Source organism: Flavobacterium sp. PL002 (assembly GCF_054165825.1).
Genome location: NZ_CM135110.1, coordinates 429,338 through 447,048, shown reverse-complemented (window position 1 = coordinate 447,048; position 17,711 = coordinate 429,338). Strand labels below are relative to the sequence as shown.

The window sequence follows — 17,711 nt, the reverse complement described above, 5'->3', positions numbered from 1 at the left end:
CAGTGATGGAAGCTTTTTTAGTTTAGGATACTTATGAATTATAACATAGGTAGTAATACTTTGTTTAAAACATGGATAACTCCATTAGAACATTGTACGTCTGTAGCTACAATTGTAGAAATTCGGTCATTTGCATCCTTAATTTTTGCGCCACCAGTTAATTGTACTGTAAATGATTGTGGCGTTTCTAATGTAGGAACTACTTGTCCTTCAGTCAAAGTTGCTGCTAATATATTTCCAGAAACTACATGATATTTTAGTACTTTAGTTAAATTCGCTGCAGAAACACTTGCGATCCCATCAGTTAATTCGGTATCTAATGCTGTAAAGGCATCATTAGTAGGGGCAAATACAGTAAATGGTCCTGTACCTGATAAAATAGATACAAAATCTGGTTGATCATTGCCAGTTAGAGCGCCAACTAATGATGTGAAATTTGGATTAGCAGTCGCATGAGTTACAATTGTAGGTAAGTTGATTACGGCATCAACAATATGAATTACTCCATTTGATGCCATTATATCTGCACTAGTTACCATGGCAACACCATTTAATTTTACAGTACCACCACTAGTATTTACAAACATGCTTAAGTTATTTGTTGCTGAAGCTGTTCCTTTTGCTAATGTTTTTATATAGGTTGTTGTAAGATCAGTAGATTTTATTGTACCACTAATAACATGATTTAATAAAATTTCTTTTAATGCAGCAGTAGGTACGTCATTAATAGTAGCGTAAGGTGTAGTGGCAAGAAATGCTGTGAAAGCTGCATTTGTAGGAGCAAAAACGGTGTAATTATCAGTTCCTTGTAAGGTTACTGCTAAATCTGCTTTGGTTAAAGCTTGGACTAAAATGCTAAAATCTGGTGTTTTTGCAGCAATACCTGTTATGGTATTATCTGTCGCAACTGGTTCATCATTATCATCATTACTACATGATGTTGCTGAAAATGTCAATGAAGCAACCATCATTAAAAAATAGGTTTTAATAAATTTTTCATAATTGTTTGTTTTAAATTTTGAGCAATTTAAGATAATTTGTTTAACTTTTAGTTAATAATAATAAACATAATATAAATTTTGTGATAATTTTAAATTTTGTTTATTATTATAATAACTATTGATTATGAGTTTTTTAGTTGTTTTACTCTGTTATTGTTAAGCTTTTTTTTGATTTTATGTGTTTTATTTTAAAAATGATAAGTTAAACAGTTTTAACATATGGTTATTTCTTTGTTTAATGATAATTTTAAATTTTTATACATAAAAGTAATATTATGGAAATTGAAAAGTTCTTGTGTAAAAGGATTATTTTTGCATTTCAATAAACCGCATCTATTAAACTTATAAATTATTATGAAATACTTTAAAGCTTTTTCATTGGCATTTTTAATTTGTTCAACTCAATTATTATTAGCACAGACTAATGTGAATAAATTAGATAGTAAAGGGAAAAAAGAAGGTGTCTGGAAGGGGACTTACGAAACTTCTAAAAGACCGAGATATGAAGGAAACTTTTCTCATGGAAAAGAAATCGGCCTGTTTAAATTTTTTGATGATACAAAAGCAGGAAGTATTATTGCTACAAGAGAATTTAATGATAAAGACACAAGTGCTTATACTATTTTTTATGATCAAGCCAATAATAAAGTGAGCGAAGGTAAGGTAGTCAATAAATTATTTGAAGGGGAGTGGAAATACTATCATCAAGCTGCAAAAACCATTATGACACTCGAGAATTATAAGAATGGTAAACTGGAAGGGTTACGATCTGTTTTTTATCCAAATGGAAAAATTGCTGAGGAAATCGTGTATAAAAATGATTTGAAAAACGGAATGTGTAAAATTTATTCTGAAAACGGATTTGTTTTAGAGGAAACGATGTATGTTAATGGAGAGTTTAATGGTCCGGCTATTTTTAGAGATGGTTCAGGGAATATAGCTTCTTCAGGGAAATTTTTGAATAATAAAAAAGTGGGCATCTGGGAGTTTTTTGAAAAAGGAAAGAAAGTGAAAGAATTGAATATGAGTTTTCCGCAGACCAATTCTAAATAGTATCCTAATTAACGCAGTACTAAGATCGCTACTCAAATAAAACGTTGTAACTTTGCAGTCTTATAAAATAATAAAGAATTAAGATGAAACGTGTTGTAGTAGGACTTTCTGGAGGTGTAGATTCAAGTGTTGCCGCTTATTTATTGCAACAACAAGGATATGAAGTGATTGGTCTTTTTATGAAAAACTGGCATGATGACTCTGTGACAATTTCAAATGAATGTCCTTGGTTAGAAGACAGTAATGATGCATTATTAGTTGCTGAGAAATTAGGAATACCTTTTCAAACTGTAGATTTAAGTGAAGAGTATAAAGAAAAAATCGTTGATTATATGTTCAACGAATACGAAAAAGGAAGAACTCCAAATCCGGATGTACTTTGTAATCGTGAAATAAAATTTGATGTTTTCATGAAAATTGCTTTAAGTCTTGGTGCTGATTATGTAGCAACAGGACATTATTGCCAGAAAAGTGAAACAACTGTAAACGGAGAAACAGTTTATCAATTAAAAGCGGGTGCTGATACTAACAAAGATCAATCGTATTTTCTTTGTCAGTTATCACAAGAGCAATTGGCTAAATCCTTGTTTCCTATAGGTGAATTAACGAAACCTGAGGTACGAGAAATAGCAACTGAAATGGAATTAGTAACCGCCGAAAAGAAAGATTCGCAAGGCCTTTGTTTTATTGGTAAAGTACGTTTGCCAGAATTTTTACAACAAAAATTGCAACCAAAAGACGGGTTAATTGTTCAAATAGATAAAGATGATGCTGTATATACTAATTTAAATACAGTGGCATTGACTAAGGAAGAAGCTTTGGTTCTTGCTTCAAATAAAATTGCTTATACTCCAGAAATGGGTAAGGTGGTTGGGAAACATCAAGGAGCGCATTATTTTACTATAGGACAACGTAAAGGGCTTAATGTAGGTGGTACTAAAGACCCTTTGTTTATCATAGGTACTAATGTAGATACAAATACTATTTATACGGGTTTGAGTAGCCAGCATCCAGGATTGTTTAGAAAAGCACTTTTTATTGACACTCCCGAAGTACATTGGGTACGATCTGATATGGCATTAGAAAATGGTCAAAAAATGGAGGCAATGGTTCGAATTCGATACAGACAGCCACTTCAAAAAGCAACGTTACACCAGCTTGAAAACGGAATGTATATTTCATTTGAAGAGCCGCAATCAGCAATTACTGAAGGGCAATTTGCTGCTTGGTATCTTGGAGATGAACTAATTGGTTCAGGTGTGATTTCGTAAAGCATCCTTATTTATATGAAAGTCAAAAAACCAGACTACAGTTTTATTTACTGTAGTCTGGTTTTTATTATTTATAATTAGTAGTTTAGTACACTAATTTAATAATTGATTATGAAAAAGCTTTACCTACTACTTTTTTTATCAATGACAACAATCACTTTTGCACAAGAGGATGCTTGGGTGTACTTTAAAGAAAAGTCTAATGCACAAACTTATCTTGATTCTCCGTTAAAAATGCTCACTCAAAGGGCTATTGACAGAAGAGCTAATCAAAAAATTCCATTTGATTTAAAAGATATTCCTATTGATCAAACCTACATCAATAACATAAAATCAGTAGCAGGAATTACGGTAATGGCTAAGTCTAAATGGCTAAATGCGCTACATATTAGAGGAACTCAAACAGCAATTAATGGCTTGAAAACAATTGATTTTGTTGACAAAGTAGATTTTGCGAATAAAAGTTTAAACGGGACCGGTCGATTTATTCAATCTAATAAAATTAACAGGCTTACTCAAGCTAGAGCGATCACTAAAGTAGAAGAAACAGCGGTGAATTATAATTATGGAGCTTCATCTAACCAAATCACAATGTTAAAAGGAGACCTTTTGCATCAGCAAAATTATACTGGTTCTGGAAATGTTATTGCCATTTTAGATGCTGGTTTTCCGGGAGTAAATACTACTGCGCCTTTTAAAAGATTACGTGATAACAATCAAATTTTAGGAGGATATGATTTTGTGAATAGAAAGGAAGATTTTTATGCTTCAAGTTCGCACGGAACCTCTGTTCTATCGACAATGGGAGGTTATATTGATAATTCGTTAGTGGGTACAGCACCAGATGCAAGTTTTTATTTATTCATTACAGAGGATGAAAATGCCGAAAACCCTGTTGAAGAATCGCTTTGGGTAGAAGCAGCTGAAAAAGCAGATAGCTTAGGTGTGGATATTATCAATAGTTCATTAGGATATTTTGATTTTGATAATAGTTCCTATAGTCATACTTATGCGCAAATGGATGGGCAAACTACATTTATTTCAAGAGGTGCTGAGATTGCTTTTAGTAGAGGAATGATGGTCGTAATTTCGGCTGGAAATTCAGGAAGCTCTATTAATCCTCATATTGCTGCTCCGGCAGATGCTGTTTCGGTTTTGACAATTGGTGCAGTCAATAGTAGTAAATCTCGTGTTTCATTTAGTTCAATAGGACCTTCGTATGATAGTAGAATTAAACCAGATGTAATGGCACAAGGATTTGCGACTGTTTTATCAAATGAATTTGGCCAGATCACCACCGCAAATGGAACTTCATTTTCTAGCCCAGTCATAGCAGGGATGGTTGCTTGTTTGTGGCAAGCATTACCTGATAAAACCAATAAAGAAATTAGAGCGATAATTGTAGAATCGGCAGATCGTTTTACAAGTCCAGATAATAACTATGGATACGGAATTCCCGACTTTAGTTTGGCTGTAGCCAAAAACCTAACTGCTAGAGACTTTATTGCTAATGATTTTTATATCTATCCTAATCCAACTAAAGATTTAGTTCAATTTCCCGTACCAAAAGATTTCAATAATGGAAAAGTATATTTTTATAGTACATTAGGAAAAAAAGTTTTGGAGGAAAATATAAATAAAGAATCTAGTTTTATTTCATTACAATCTTTAAGTAATGGGGTATATTTCTATACATTTGAAACAGATTCGTTTGTTAAAAATGGAAAAATAATAAAACAGTAAATAGTACTATTCGATGAATAAGATTACCAAACTTTTCAATATTAAATACCCCATTATTCAAGGAGGAATGATCTGGGTTAGTGGTTATAAATTAGCTAGTGCCGTGAGTAACGCAGGTGGTTTAGGACTTATAGGAGCTGGGTCAATGTATCCAGAGGTGCTGCGAGAACATATTCAAAAATGTAAAAAAGCCACAACAAACCCTTTTGGTGTTAACGTTCCTATGTTGTATCCTAATATAGACGAAATTATGAAGATTATTGTTGAAGAAGGTGTGAAAATTGTTTTTACATCGGCTGGTAATCCTAAAACTTGGACTCCTTATTTAAAAGAAAACGGAATACAAGTGATACATGTTGTAAGTAGTACTGTTTTTGCTTTAAAAGCACAAGATGCAGGGGTTGATGCCATTGTTGTTGAGGGTTTTGAAGCGGGAGGACACAATGGGCGTGATGAAACAACAACGTTGACTTTGATTCCGATGGTGAAAGAAAAAATAAAAATTCCGGTTATTGCAGCGGGAGGAATAGGTACCGGTCGTGCAATGCTTGCTGCTATCGCGCTTGGTGCTGATGGAGTACAAGTAGGAAGTAGGTTTGCCGCTTCATTAGAATCATCGGCACATGATAATTTTAAACAAACAATTGTTGAAGTAGGAGAAGGAGGGACGCAATTAACACTTAAAGAGCTTGCGCCTGTACGATTGGTAAAAAATAAGTTTTTTAATGATGTTCAAGAACTCTATGCAAATCACGGAAACAAGGAGGATTTAATATCGCTTTTAGGTAGAGCAAGAGCTAAACGTGGTATGTTTGAAGGTGATTTAATTGAAGGTGAGTTAGAAATAGGTCAAGTTGCAGGATTGATTCATGAAATAAAATCATCAGCGACTATTATTGATGAAATGATAGCTGAATTTAAAATGGCACAGAACGAAGTAGCTTCCTTTAGTTTTTAATTGAAATCATGATGAATAATTATAAAGTATATGCAATAGCATTTTTTTTGTTTTTAGGAATACAGCAATCCTTTGCACAAAATTATAAATTTAGAACATCAGGTTTTAGTGTTCTTGAAAAAAATGAAAGAGGAAAATGGGGTAGTTGGTCTGATTTGAAGCTGGTTACTATCTCAATAAATTTAGATACTGAAAAAAACAGGTTTGTAGTTTATTTACCTTTAGTTCAATTATTTGAGATTGCAGCTTATGAACCTACTGAAGAGAATGAATCAGATATTGTATATTCCTTTGTTTGTAAAGACACGAACGGAGAGGATTGTGTGGTAGCTATCATTACTCGAAAAAAACAAGACAATAGAAAACAACTCTATATTACTTATAAAGATAAAATCATTGTCTATAATATTGTTAATGCACAATAGTTATTTCTATTACTATTTAAAACAGAATCCAATTACCATTAGAACGAAATAGAGACACGTTACCGTATTTTAACTGCGCTTGATGGGATAAATAAAGTACTATACTTTAGTTGTTCTTGGTACTCTAATAAAGGTACAAAAAAGTGGACAAAAAAAAGTAGACGTTAATCTTAACGTCCACTTTTATAAAGAGCTCTTTTTTTATTTTCGAATATAAAAAGAGTGTACTGTATTTTCTTATTAGAACTGCTCTCTTCCTGCAAAATGGAAAGCACCTTCGATAGCTGCGTTTTCATCACTGTCAGAACCGTGAACTGCATTTTCTCCAATAGAAGTAGCGTATGCTTTACGGATAGTTCCTTCAGCAGCTTCAGCTGGGTTTGTAGCACCAATTAAATTTCTGAAATCTTCAACTGCATTGTCTTTTTCTAAAATAGCAGCAACAATTGGTCCTCTTGACATAAATTCAACTAATTCACCGTAGAAAGGTCTAGCAGCGTGAACAGCGTAAAATGCTTGAGCATCAGCAATTGTAAGTTGAGTTAATTTTAAAGAAACGATTTTGAAACCTGCATTAGTAATCATTGCAAGAATGTTTCCGATGTGTCCGTTAGCAACAGCATCAGGCTTAATCATTGTAAATGTTCTATTAGTAGCCATTTTTTTATTTTTTAGATTTTGTGCAAAAATAGTTTTTTTTGTTTAATAATGTTACAATTTTTCTATTATAGTGTGTCAAAAATCATTATAACGTAATAATTTCAAATTTTTGCTCTAGCGGATGCAAACTTGCAATCAATTTCGGAATTAAATCAACTCCGTTTTCAAGATAAAATTCAGAGAAATTTGCCTGTCTTTCTTGCAAACTTTTATTAGGGAATAATTCATTTTGTAAGTCGGTTGTGCGTTCAATTTCTTCGCTAAACTTTCTTTTTTGTGCTTTTAGCAAACGTTTTTCTAAACTCTCTAATCCTTTTGTTTGTTTCACTTCTTGCGCTTTTACGGCTCCAGTAAATGATTTATCTGTTTGTTTAGCTAATTCAAATAAAGCTTTAAATTGCTGCTGTAATTGTTCTTTTTGAGGTGTTAAATCAATTGGGAATTCAGAACTTTTTTGAGTGACTTTATTTATAAGTTGTGATTGTTTTGCAAATAAATCGCTCCAACTCAATTTTAGCTTATCTATTTTTTTAATTTGCTTTTCGGTTGCTAATAAAACGGAATTACGAACTAAAAGCATTGGGAAAGTAATATTCACAGCATTAAAGAACGACTTTAATTCCAGCCAGTAGGCAATTTCGCCTCCACCACCTATGTAGCATAGATTGGGTAATATAACCTCTTGATAGAGTGGACGCATAATTACATTAGGGCTAAACTTTTCAGGATTGTTTTCTAAAAGTTGTATTATTTCAGTTTCTGAAAACGCCATTTTAGTATTGTTAATGCTATAAATATTGTTTTCAAGAATGATTCGTTCTCGTAAGTCATCTTCAATATAAAACAAGTTTATCTCTCTAGGATTAACTTGGATATTGTATTCTTTTAGTTGCTCAGTTGTTTCTAGAACAGCTTTATGAGAAGTTTGTTTTAAAAGTTCTTCCTTTATATAAGGAATAAAGTTTTGTTTCAACGCGCGCTCATCAGCATCAATAATTACTAAACCTAGTTCTCCAAAAAGTGCATTAGCTAACTGTCTTGTTGCACTAGCTAGGTTATCATGCTGTAAATACGCCTCTTTGAATATTTTTTTAAGTGTTGTAGCGTTCGTGCTAGTTCCTAGTTCTTGCTGGTAGATATCAAAAAAATCAGACAACCCTTCAGTTGATAATCTCCCTACAGGTCCAGTACTTTCTTTATTCCATCTGAATTTTTTTCCTTTAAAATTGAAATAGTTTATTTCTTCAAAATCATGATCCTCAGTCGCCATCCAATAAATAGGAACAAAATTATAGGCAGGATATTTCTCTTTTAATTCTTTAGTAAGATTAATAGTAGATATAATTTTATATAAAAAATAAAGTGGTCCACTAAATAAATTAAGTTGGTGCCCTGTTGTAACGGTAAAAGTATTGGAACCTTTTAGAGCTTCAATATTCTGCTTAGTTAATGGGGAAATGTTTAATCCTTCGTATTGTTTTTGTAAAACAGTTACCAGCTGCGCTCTAGAGGCATCATTAAAATTGGCTTGTTTTTCAAGAATTTGTGCTTCAAAGTTTTCAAGTTTCGGAAAACGGTTGTATAGTGGTGCTAGGTTTGATTTTTCGTCTAAATAATCATTCATCAAAGGCGAGAAATATCCAGAATTTTGATAGCTGATACAGTCGGTAGGCATAAGTTTGAATTTCTAAATTTAATGCTAAAGTAATAAAAAGTAAAGTTACGCTTTTTAGGTTTATGAAAGCTTTGTGAATTTTTCAAATGTTAATAATAAAATCAATAAGAAATTTATTTTTAAAAAAAAGAGGCTGTCTTTTCAGACAGCCTCTTCCCAAGATTTGGGGTTACTCGGGGTGCAATATAATTGGTTATTATATTTATTATTGAAATGCGTAAGTAGTTAATCTAAAATTGCTTGATGCACTTGTGAAAGTGTATATTTTGTTTGGAGGCCCTCCAAATGTGAAGTTTTCACGCTTTACATACAATCCTTTTGGGTTCATTAATTCAGCATCTATTTTTGCTAATACTGCTGGCGTACTGCCTGAATCCCAGCCAAGATCTTGAAATATGATTGTTTTGTTAACAGGGTCTTCAATAACTTGTACATTATGATATTCAGTTGCTTTACCACCTGCAAAAACATACTGTATGTAACTACCAAAAGCAGTATTAAATTGTAATTGCACTCTACTAATAGTGATTCCTGCTGGTAGATTAGCATTGATCTCAGCTAATAAAGTTTTTGCTACTAAAGAGTTTGAAGGAGCACTACTTAAAAATGAGGCTATGTAACCAAAAGCAGTTGATGGATTTCCATCTAAAAATGGTAAGTAATCATCAGTTAAAACTAGGGGTTTGTCAGTATACTTAATTGTTGCAGACACTCCAGCTGTTCCTGTAGCATTAAAGCTCCCAGTACTTGCTTCATAAGTAAATTCAGACAAGCTTTGTGAGCCTATTTTTACTGCAGGGCTAACAATAATTCCTGTAGGAGTATATGCAATCCCCATGTTGTATGAAAAACTAGATCCTGATTCAATAGAATTGGCTACAGCATAACGTGAAGCAGTAGTGAAGTTAAAGTCAAATTGACTTATTTTTGATCCATCATTAGTTTCTAATAACCTAAATAGAGGTCTTGTAGTAGCTCCTATTACATTAGGTATCATTGCTCTTGATTTTGCTAAATCAGTCCAGTCAGCTGCAGTAGCTTTAACAAAACGTAATTCTTCAAAACTTCTGTTAGTTCTAAAAATGATTTGACCATCTTCTTGACCATAATATAAAAACTGAAAGTCTCCTTTATATCCCTTTCCTCTTAATGCAGATGTTGGGTAGTTATCTGAATCGGATAATAAATGTATTCTATTTTTAGTAGAAAAAAGTAAGCTAACAGTACTACCTAATTCAATACTATATTCACTAGAATAAATGGAAGTGTCATCATCATAATCTGATGCCATATCAACAACACCATCTTTAAATTTAAATACATGAGTAAATCCACCTAGTTGAGTTGTATCTGTAAAATAGACTGCTTTCCAACCAAATTCAGATGATTCAAGTAAATCATTTAATTCTGTTTGTTGCGCATTTAAACGCTCAGTGGGTGTTGCACCAAAAGGCGAATCGAGGGTTTCTTTGTTATCACAAGAAACCAATTGTATGGCTATAAAAGCCACCAATAGATAATTAATTATAGTTTTTAATTTCATAATGTTTTTTATATAAATTAATTAGTAACTGCTATAGTATTTTTTTCTACTTCGTCTCTTAAGTCGTAAATGTTAATTGAAAAAGTGTCTTTAAAATATTTAACAATTACAGCTTCTTTAGCCTTAATATTAGCTACTGCTACAGGATCAGTTATTCCATCTAGTATGGCATTGTATTCATCTTCTGTGTTACCTATTATTGTAGATGCCATTTCAGCAAAATCTTCGTTTATGTTTGATCTTGCATAAGCAGTAATAAAACCTTCTTCGTTAGCAACAGCAGTTGATGTAGCATCCCAGTTAGCTGTATAGCCTGTTGGAGTTATTTTTGCTAATGCTTTTTCATCAAAAGGTTTAGTTTGATTTAATATATGAATATATTCGTGTTGAATAGTATGTACAAACATTTTTACGCTTTCACGGTTGTTTTTTACTACATAATCCGTTTCAAATAAGGTGATTCTTAAACCAGCTTCGGCTAAACCTAATGTTCTTGTCCCTGTTGTATTTAAATTTAATCCTCCTACAAGAACAAGTTCTCTAGGTGATATTTTTTTTACAAAATCAGCTCCACCAATTGTAGAGTAACTATCTAGCCAAATTTTTTGAACTATTTCTAGAGCTGGCTGCACTTTTGATTGTAATGGAGGGAATAAAAAACGATTGTTGTCTACTACATTTTGATTCCATTTATACTGAACGTTAATATTGTATGGATTAAGGTAATTGGTGTCAATCCAATTATCTAAAGTTGTTTTTGATGGAATTGACACATCAAGAATACTTTCTTTAAGTGGGTCTTCACTTGCGCAAGCTCCTAGGAATAAAACCGAAGAAAGTACGACTACTTTTTTATATAGATTTAATTTTTTCATTTTAATTAAGGTATTAACGTGGGTTTTTTTCTATTCCTGTATTTGTTACGTGTAACGGCAGCTGAATTGCTTTACGTAAATCATCTTTTTCTAAAACATTATCAGCTTGATTAAATGTTTTGTGAGTTACTTTTAAAGCAAATCGTTTAATATCTAACCATCTTAAACCTTCGTGAAGAAACTCTCTTCTTCTCATTTCAGCAAGTGCTTTAATGTATGAAGTTTGTACGGGTGTTAAGCTATAAAACGGCGTATATTCATCACTGATCACTGGATATTTTGCTACTATTTTAGCCTCAGAAACCTTATCAGTTGTAGCATTGTAACCAGTTATTCTAAGCGATAAAAAATGATCAATTTCTTCATTAGCTATGCTCAGCTGGTTGTTCATTACATGAGCTTCAATTCTATTTAAGAATAGCTCGTCATTGCTTAATAGAACTAATGCATCAAATGGTTGACCAATCCCTGCGTTTGCATTAGTATATCTGAAATATTCTACAAATTTTGGGATAAAAAGAGTTATTTGTCCGTTATATGATAAGGCTCGATACAAATATGTTTTGCTTACTAAATTAGTACCTGCACCAAGCATCAAGTCTCTATCTGCACCTGTTAATTGAAACCTATTTAGGTAAAAACTTCTAGAGTAAATAGACGATGCAGAAGCTATTAAAAGATTCGTGTTTTCACCTTCATCAGAATATTTTCTGGTACCTGTTTCAAAGTCTACATCTAAGTAAGATTGATAATCTCTTAATTGAGAACCAGGTTTATTTCCTAATTCATTAGAAACATCTAAAACGCTATCCCAATCTCCTATTACAGTATAGAAACGACTAGCAAAAGCATTTGCTGCAGCTCTATTAAAATGGAATTTAGGTTGTTTGTAGTCACTTGTTACATAGGCTAATCCTTCTTCTATGTCGGCTTTAATGAACTTGTAAACTTCTTCAACAGAGTTTCTTTTATATTGAGCAAGTAATACAGTTTCAGGCTTTAATATGTAAGGAATTCCTAGATCTGTTTTAGCAGTTGCAGGATTGTACCTTTTAGAAAATAGACTTACTAACATATAATGTGAATAGGCTCTGGCTAATAAAGCTTCTCCCTTTTGAGGTAATAAATTAGAAGGATCTCCTAATTTTTCAATTGCATCTAAGGCTTGATTAGCGTGCGCAATTGCTGTATAACAGGCATCCCAATAATTAGAAGGGCTATCTTGAGCAAGATTATCTTGCATTTCCCAGTTGTAATTTTGACTATTTTTAATATTAGTAAGTGTTAGATCACCACTATCAAACACGTTATCCGTCATAGTTTCAGCAAATTCCATGTAATTTGCTTGTGGGTATGCATTAACTAATATTTCTGATATTTTTTCGGGTGTGTCTAATTGTGTTCTGTTGTCAGGAATTTCCGAAAGGAAATCATCACAACTACTACTAAGTCCTAGTATAACTAAGAGGGATAGGGTTATTTTTATTTTTCTCATGTTTTTTTATTAAAATGATACGTTAAGTGAGAATGTGTATTGGCTAGTGATTGGTTGAGAAACTCCTCCAGTTCTGTAAAATTCAGGATCTTGTCCGTTTAATTTTTTATCAGAATAAATTAGTAACGGATTCGCTGTTGAAGCTTTTAATGAAAACGTATTAACGCCTAAATTTTTCTTCAAATCTTTAGGGAATTCATAAGTTACAGAAACGTTTTTCAATCTTACAAAAGTACCATCAGCTACACGCTCATTAGAAAAGTTGTAAGTATTGTATGCTATTTCTAAATTTTTTGATTGCGCATCGTAATTTGTGATCAAACGTTGGTCAGCGATTACGGGTATGTTAGTAAGTGCTTCATCACCAGGGTTAATCCATCTGTTTGTGAATTCTTTAGTGAAAACAGTAAGATCATCATATTCACTAGCATAAATTGGGTTTAAACGTACTTTATTACCACCAGCGGCAACGATAAAAATGTTTAAAGACCAATTGTCATAAGTGAAAGTATTTGAAATACCTGCTGATTTATTAGGTTCGATAGATCCTTCATATTTTAAATATTTTGTAACATCTTCAGAATCCTGAAAGTTAGCACCAGCAATATTGTCTTGCTCACCATTAGCCATAACAAATGTTGGTAAACCTTGGTTTGTCAATCCAGTAAATTGGTATGAATATAGTGCGTTTCTTGGATGTCCTACAGTATTACCACCAGTACCATCAACTAAACCTAATACTTGAGGGTTGTTTTGTAACTTCGTTATTTTTTGATCATAAATAGAAAAGTTAAAAGAGGTAGTCCATTTTAATCTTGTGTCATTAAGGTTTCTAGTTGTTAAAGACATTTCAATACCTTTAGTTTCCATATCAGCATTATTTCCTCTTTTTAATTTTTGACCTCCAATTCCTGAAGTTGTAACAAAATCAACTAGATCAAAAGCTTTACGGCTATATACATCAGTAGTGAACTGAACTCTATTGTTAAACATACCTAAGTCCAAACCAATGTTAGTTTCAAATTGTTTTTCCCAAGTTAAATCAGCATTTTGAAGTTCATCAATATCTAAACCAGTTTCTCTGTTTGATAAGTTAAGACGATCAGTAATAAAGCTCTTGTAAATTGCTAGAGAGTTTGTTGCAGGTCCTGCAGTTGCTGTTAAACCGTAAGAACCTCTTAAGCTTAAGTTATTAATTGTGTTAATGTTTTTCATGAAATCTTCTTCCATAATATTCCATTTACCACTAAAAGTATAGGTAGGCAGCCATCTTGAAGAAGTACTATTACCTTGTCTATTAGATCCATCATAACGTCCTGTGATTGACCCAGTGTAACGTCTATCATAAGTATATCCTACTTTACCAAAGAAACCAACTGTTCTTTCTCTTTCTTCATTGAAACCATAATATGATTCTCCACCATTAATTATTTTTTCAAGAATTCTAGGATCTGTAAAAGCAGTTAAGCCTCTGTCATATTGTAAGCCATAAGCAGTAAAGTTATCATTACTTCTATCAACTGATCTTAATTCTTGACCAAATAAAGCTTCGAATTCATGATCATCATTAAAAACATTTTTATAATTAAAACTATTTCTAATGTTATAAGAGGTTAATTCGTTTGTGAATTTTCTTAAAATACCACCATTAGGTAAAACAGATACTTTAGGAGCTGTTAAATCGTTAGGATCTTCATATAAAAATATATTTGCTTCTCTAACAATTGTTGTTTCCATTGCGTTATAAGCACCCACAATATTAGACTGCTCTAGGATATTGTGCTCTCTAACTGTATTAGCATAACGTGCGTTAGCTGTAAAGTTATAAGTTAATTTAGGAGTTATGTCATACCCTAAATCAGCTTGAAAACGAATATCTTTTACATTGATGTCCATGTAATTATTTTTCAACTCTTCAATAATGTTTATTGGAGCCCAATTATTTCTATAGTACTCATAGTTTCCATTATCATCATAAGGTCTTAAAGTTCTACTTGTATTTAATACATAGCTAAAAGGATTGATATCAAAATCTCTGGTGGTACTTCCGTTTACACCATCTTTAAGGCTATCGTAACTCCCTGGGGCAGCTTGATTTCTTACAGAAGCTTGTGTTGATAAAGCTAATTTTAATTTGTCATTAATGAAAAAAGTACTCTTAATGTTTGATGTTAATTGATTTACTTTATCTGCAATAGTCCATCCTGGATCGCTATAAAAACCAAGCGACGCATAGTAAGTACTATTTTTACCACCACCACTTAAACTTAATGAGTGATTTTGTGTTATTGAAGGTCTAAATAATGTTTTAAACCAGTTTGTGTTTGCTAATTCATATTTTTTTAAGAAAGCATTTCTACTTGGTTCATCATTTTTAACACCAAAAGCTCCATTAGTGGTGTCATATGTGTTTATAGCGTTCGCAAGAATATTATAAACTCCTCCATAACGACCTTGTGAAGTATCTGGTAAGCCAAAGAAACCTTTAGATTCAATTTCTTTTAAGATTCCCATTGTTTCTTGAGAATTTAAAATATCATATTGATTATAGCTAGGCACAACTCTCGCTGTTTGCTCTAATGAATAGGTAATGCTTAATGGTGCTTCACGTCTACCTTGTTTAGTAGTTACTACTACAACACCGTTTAAAGATCTTGACCCATAAATAGAGGTAGCTGATGCATCTTTTAATATTTCAATGCTTAGTACGTCATTAGGATTTAGTCCTGCAATAGAAGAGCTTAATAAAGTTTCAGAATTTCCAGATGCTAAATCTGCAAAAGATAAATTCACGATGTCTTCTTGAACAATACCGTCAATTACCCAAAGAGGTTTAGTATCTCCAAAAATAGAAGAAGATCCACGTACGGTAATTTTAGGAGCTGTTCCAAAAGTTCCTGTTACATTTTGTACTGTAACACCAGCAGCTTTTCCTTCAATCATTCTACTGATATCAACTACACCTTCTACTAGTAAATCCTTTTCAGATATTCTACTAATAGCACCTGTAAAAGTTCTTTTTGATGTTTTTTCGTATCCAGTAGTAATTACTACTTCATTTAATTTTTGTCCTACCTCTGCTAATATAATAGTCATAGGAGTAGCTTTTGCAACAACTTCTTGTGTTTGCATACCAATATAGGAAATAACTAAAGTTGTAGTATTTCCAGGCATATCAATAGTAAATTTACCGTCAAAATCTGTCATTACTGCCACTCTAGTACCTTTTACTAAAATTGTAGCACCAGGTAAAGGGTTACCTTTGTCATCAAGTACTTTTCCTGTAACAGTTTTAGCAAATAAAACACTATTTAAACCGTTAACTGGATTAAGTGTTAAGTCATTTGCTAATGCCGTTTCGTTTTGTAATACAATTTGATTGCTTACCTCAGAGTAAGTAATATTAAGAGGTTTTAAAATATTGCTAAGTATTGATGATAATAGTTCATCATTAGCCTTGTAATTCACTTTTTGATTCAATTGGCTTATTCTTGAATTGTAAGAGAATTTAACTTTCGCCGTCTTTTCAAGTTTTACTAAAGCATTGTATAAAGTTAAGTTTTCGATACTTAAGGTAACTTTAGTATCTAGTTTCTTTTGACCATTTACACTATTTGCCATAGTTACAGTTGAAAATACAAAAGCCAACAAGAGTTGGAATAGGGTTATTTTCATGATTCGAAAGAGTAATCGTTGTTTAACAACAGGTTTTTTCATAATTTTGGTTTTTATTAGTACTTATTATCGGGTATTATAGAACAACACAAATTGCTTTTTACAGAAGACAATTTGATTTCATTTAAACGTCGATTATGTTACAGCATTTTCGGCGTTTTTTTTTAGTTTTAACTTTACATAGGCATTACTTGTTTAATTACAACCATCTGAATCGATGATAATTTGATTTCCATTCATTTCATAGTTTGTATTGTTTCCTAGAGCTTTACATATAATTTTTAGTTTCTCAGGTAAAGGTTGGTCATTTAGTGAAGTTGTTAAGTGACAGTTTTTTAATTTTTCTTTTGGATAGTCAATATTAACTAGGTAGGCTTGTTCAATTGTTTTAAAAATTTGACTAACCGGGATGTCAGTAAAATCAAAACTAAGTTGCTCGATATTACTTAAGGAATTTATTAAAACTTCATCTTTAGTAATATCAGTTATTTTTTTAAATTTTAGATCCTGGCGTGTAAAGCGAATTGCTTCATTAGGCAATAAAGTGATGTCTTCATTTTTATCATTATTCATTATCGCTTTGTTAGATTCAATTTTAACTTTTCCTGTCCTAACAAGCACTTCAATATTTGGTTTATTTGCATAAGCAGTAACTTTAAAACTTGTACCGATAACTCGAGTGACAATTTCGTTAGCATAAACTAAGAATGGTTTTTGTGGATTTTTACTAATTTCAAAAAAACCTTCTCCTGATAAATACACTCTTCTTTCTGTTCCAGTAAAAGTTTTTGGATAACTTAATTTACTCTTAGGTTGTAATAAAACAGAACTTCCGTCAGATAAAGTAATAATTTGTGGTTTATCAGAATTATTAGTTTGTTCTACTAAGCCTTCATTATTCTCATCGATAAGTTCATTATAAATTTGTGTAGTGTTATTCGATATAAATAAATGGCTATAGGTCCAAGTAGCGAGTAATCCAAAAACCAAAACTGCTGCTATAGACCTTAGCCAATTTCTATTCCATAATTTTACTACAGGTTTATTTGAAATAGCATCTTCCTTTTTTTCAATTTTATTCCAAGTAGCTACTAGTGCTGATTGCACTGTTGCGGTAGAAAAAGAATTTTCAGTTACTTTCATAGCTAAAACCCACAAACGTGCAGTCTCTACTAACTTAGCACGTTTAGCATCTTCAAGGGTCCATTCTTCCCAATGATCACGATCAACATTTGAACGTACCCATGAAAGGAAAGAGGCATCTGCTAAAAAGTCTTCTATTTCTGTATATTGATTGCGTCTTTGCATTTTAAAAATAAGGTTACAAACATATAAAG

Annotated in this window: 13 protein-coding genes; 5 read left to right on the top strand and 8 right to left on the bottom strand. The window is 32.2% G+C overall.

The window, feature by feature from the left end:
- Positions 1-38 precede the first annotated feature (38 nt).
- On the bottom strand, positions 39-971 hold the full coding sequence (locus ACVEGE_RS01860; protein WP_192500121.1) for a fasciclin domain-containing protein: 933 nt from the start codon (positions 969-971) through the stop codon (positions 39-41).
- Between the two features lie 384 nt (positions 972-1,355).
- Between ACVEGE_RS01860 and ACVEGE_RS01855 the strand changes: the two genes are divergently transcribed.
- From ACVEGE_RS01855 to ACVEGE_RS01835, 5 genes are all read left to right on the top strand, one after another.
- Entirely contained in the window at positions 1,356-2,054 is a 699-nt protein-coding gene (locus ACVEGE_RS01855) for a toxin-antitoxin system YwqK family antitoxin (RefSeq protein ID WP_173854079.1), read from the top strand.
- Positions 2,055-2,137: 83 nt separating this feature from the next.
- Positions 2,138-3,325: a tRNA 2-thiouridine(34) synthase MnmA gene (gene mnmA / locus ACVEGE_RS01850; RefSeq protein WP_192500120.1), complete on the top strand. Its 1,188-nt coding sequence runs from the start codon at positions 2,138-2,140 to the stop codon at positions 3,323-3,325.
- 111 nt (positions 3,326-3,436) lie between these two features.
- Positions 3,437-5,068 (top strand): S8 family serine peptidase, encoded by a 1,632-nt coding sequence (locus ACVEGE_RS01845; RefSeq protein ID WP_192500119.1) that lies wholly within the window; start codon positions 3,437-3,439, stop codon positions 5,066-5,068.
- Positions 5,069-5,081: 13 nt separating this feature from the next.
- Positions 5,082-6,026, top strand: a complete 945-nt coding sequence (locus ACVEGE_RS01840; protein WP_192500118.1) for an NAD(P)H-dependent flavin oxidoreductase — start codon at positions 5,082-5,084, stop codon at positions 6,024-6,026.
- An 8-nt stretch (positions 6,027-6,034) separates the two neighbouring features.
- Positions 6,035-6,451, top strand: coding sequence for a hypothetical protein (locus tag ACVEGE_RS01835; protein WP_370566947.1), 417 nt, complete (start codon positions 6,035-6,037; stop codon positions 6,449-6,451).
- Positions 6,452-6,691: 240 nt separating this feature from the next.
- Here the strand turns inward: ACVEGE_RS01835 and ACVEGE_RS01830 are convergent, their stop codons facing one another.
- The 7 genes from ACVEGE_RS01830 to ACVEGE_RS01800 all read right to left on the bottom strand — a co-directional run bounded on the left by ACVEGE_RS01830 (position 6,692) and on the right by ACVEGE_RS01800 (position 17,682).
- Positions 6,692-7,111, bottom strand: coding sequence for a nucleoside-diphosphate kinase (locus tag ACVEGE_RS01830; RefSeq protein WP_173854075.1), 420 nt, complete (start codon positions 7,109-7,111; stop codon positions 6,692-6,694).
- A gap of 85 nt (positions 7,112-7,196) precedes the next feature.
- The gene (gene bshC / locus ACVEGE_RS01825; RefSeq protein ID WP_192500117.1) at positions 7,197-8,786 is read right to left on the bottom strand and encodes a bacillithiol biosynthesis cysteine-adding enzyme BshC; all 1,590 of its coding nucleotides are present in this window, start codon (positions 8,784-8,786) and stop codon (positions 7,197-7,199) included.
- A gap of 205 nt (positions 8,787-8,991) precedes the next feature.
- A complete protein-coding gene (locus ACVEGE_RS01820) occupies positions 8,992-10,329 on the bottom strand; it encodes a DUF4302 domain-containing protein (RefSeq protein WP_192500116.1) in 1,338 nt (445 codons plus the stop codon).
- A gap of 17 nt (positions 10,330-10,346) precedes the next feature.
- Positions 10,347-11,204, bottom strand: a complete 858-nt coding sequence (locus tag ACVEGE_RS01815; RefSeq protein ID WP_192500115.1) for a zinc-binding metallopeptidase — start codon at positions 11,202-11,204, stop codon at positions 10,347-10,349.
- A gap of 13 nt (positions 11,205-11,217) precedes the next feature.
- Positions 11,218-12,699: a RagB/SusD family nutrient uptake outer membrane protein gene (locus tag ACVEGE_RS01810; RefSeq protein WP_192500114.1), complete on the bottom strand. Its 1,482-nt coding sequence runs from the start codon at positions 12,697-12,699 to the stop codon at positions 11,218-11,220.
- Between the two features lie 9 nt (positions 12,700-12,708).
- The gene (locus ACVEGE_RS01805) at positions 12,709-16,416 is read right to left on the bottom strand and encodes a SusC/RagA family TonB-linked outer membrane protein (RefSeq protein WP_192500113.1); all 3,708 of its coding nucleotides are present in this window, start codon (positions 16,414-16,416) and stop codon (positions 12,709-12,711) included.
- 153 nt (positions 16,417-16,569) lie between these two features.
- Positions 16,570-17,682, bottom strand: a complete 1,113-nt coding sequence (locus tag ACVEGE_RS01800; RefSeq protein ID WP_192500112.1) for a FecR family protein — start codon at positions 17,680-17,682, stop codon at positions 16,570-16,572.
- Positions 17,683-17,711: the final 29 nt, after the last annotated feature.

Bases quoted from the DNA above. Each gene is read 5' to 3' on its own strand.
- ACVEGE_RS01860 (WP_192500121.1), bottom strand. From the start codon at position 971: ATGATGGTTGCTTCATTGACATTTTCAGCAACATCATGTAGTAATGAT.
- ACVEGE_RS01855 (WP_173854079.1), top strand. From the start codon at position 1,356: ATGAAATACTTTAAAGCTTTTTCATTGGCATTTTTAATTTGTTCAACT.
- mnmA (WP_192500120.1), top strand. From the start codon at position 2,138: ATGAAACGTGTTGTAGTAGGACTTTCTGGAGGTGTAGATTCAAGTGTT.
- ACVEGE_RS01845 (WP_192500119.1), top strand. From the start codon at position 3,437: ATGAAAAAGCTTTACCTACTACTTTTTTTATCAATGACAACAATCACT.
- ACVEGE_RS01840 (WP_192500118.1), top strand. From the start codon at position 5,082: ATGAATAAGATTACCAAACTTTTCAATATTAAATACCCCATTATTCAA.
- ACVEGE_RS01835 (WP_370566947.1), top strand. From the start codon at position 6,035: ATGATGAATAATTATAAAGTATATGCAATAGCATTTTTTTTGTTTTTA.
- ACVEGE_RS01830 (WP_173854075.1), bottom strand. From the start codon at position 7,111: ATGGCTACTAATAGAACATTTACAATGATTAAGCCTGATGCTGTTGCT.
- bshC (WP_192500117.1), bottom strand. From the start codon at position 8,786: ATGCCTACCGACTGTATCAGCTATCAAAATTCTGGATATTTCTCGCCT.
- ACVEGE_RS01820 (WP_192500116.1), bottom strand. From the start codon at position 10,329: ATGAAATTAAAAACTATAATTAATTATCTATTGGTGGCTTTTATAGCC.
- ACVEGE_RS01815 (WP_192500115.1), bottom strand. From the start codon at position 11,204: ATGAAAAAATTAAATCTATATAAAAAAGTAGTCGTACTTTCTTCGGTT.
- ACVEGE_RS01810 (WP_192500114.1), bottom strand. From the start codon at position 12,699: ATGAGAAAAATAAAAATAACCCTATCCCTCTTAGTTATACTAGGACTT.
- ACVEGE_RS01805 (WP_192500113.1), bottom strand. From the start codon at position 16,416: ATGAAAAAACCTGTTGTTAAACAACGATTACTCTTTCGAATCATGAAA.
- ACVEGE_RS01800 (WP_192500112.1), bottom strand. From the start codon at position 17,682: ATGCAAAGACGCAATCAATATACAGAAATAGAAGACTTTTTAGCAGAT.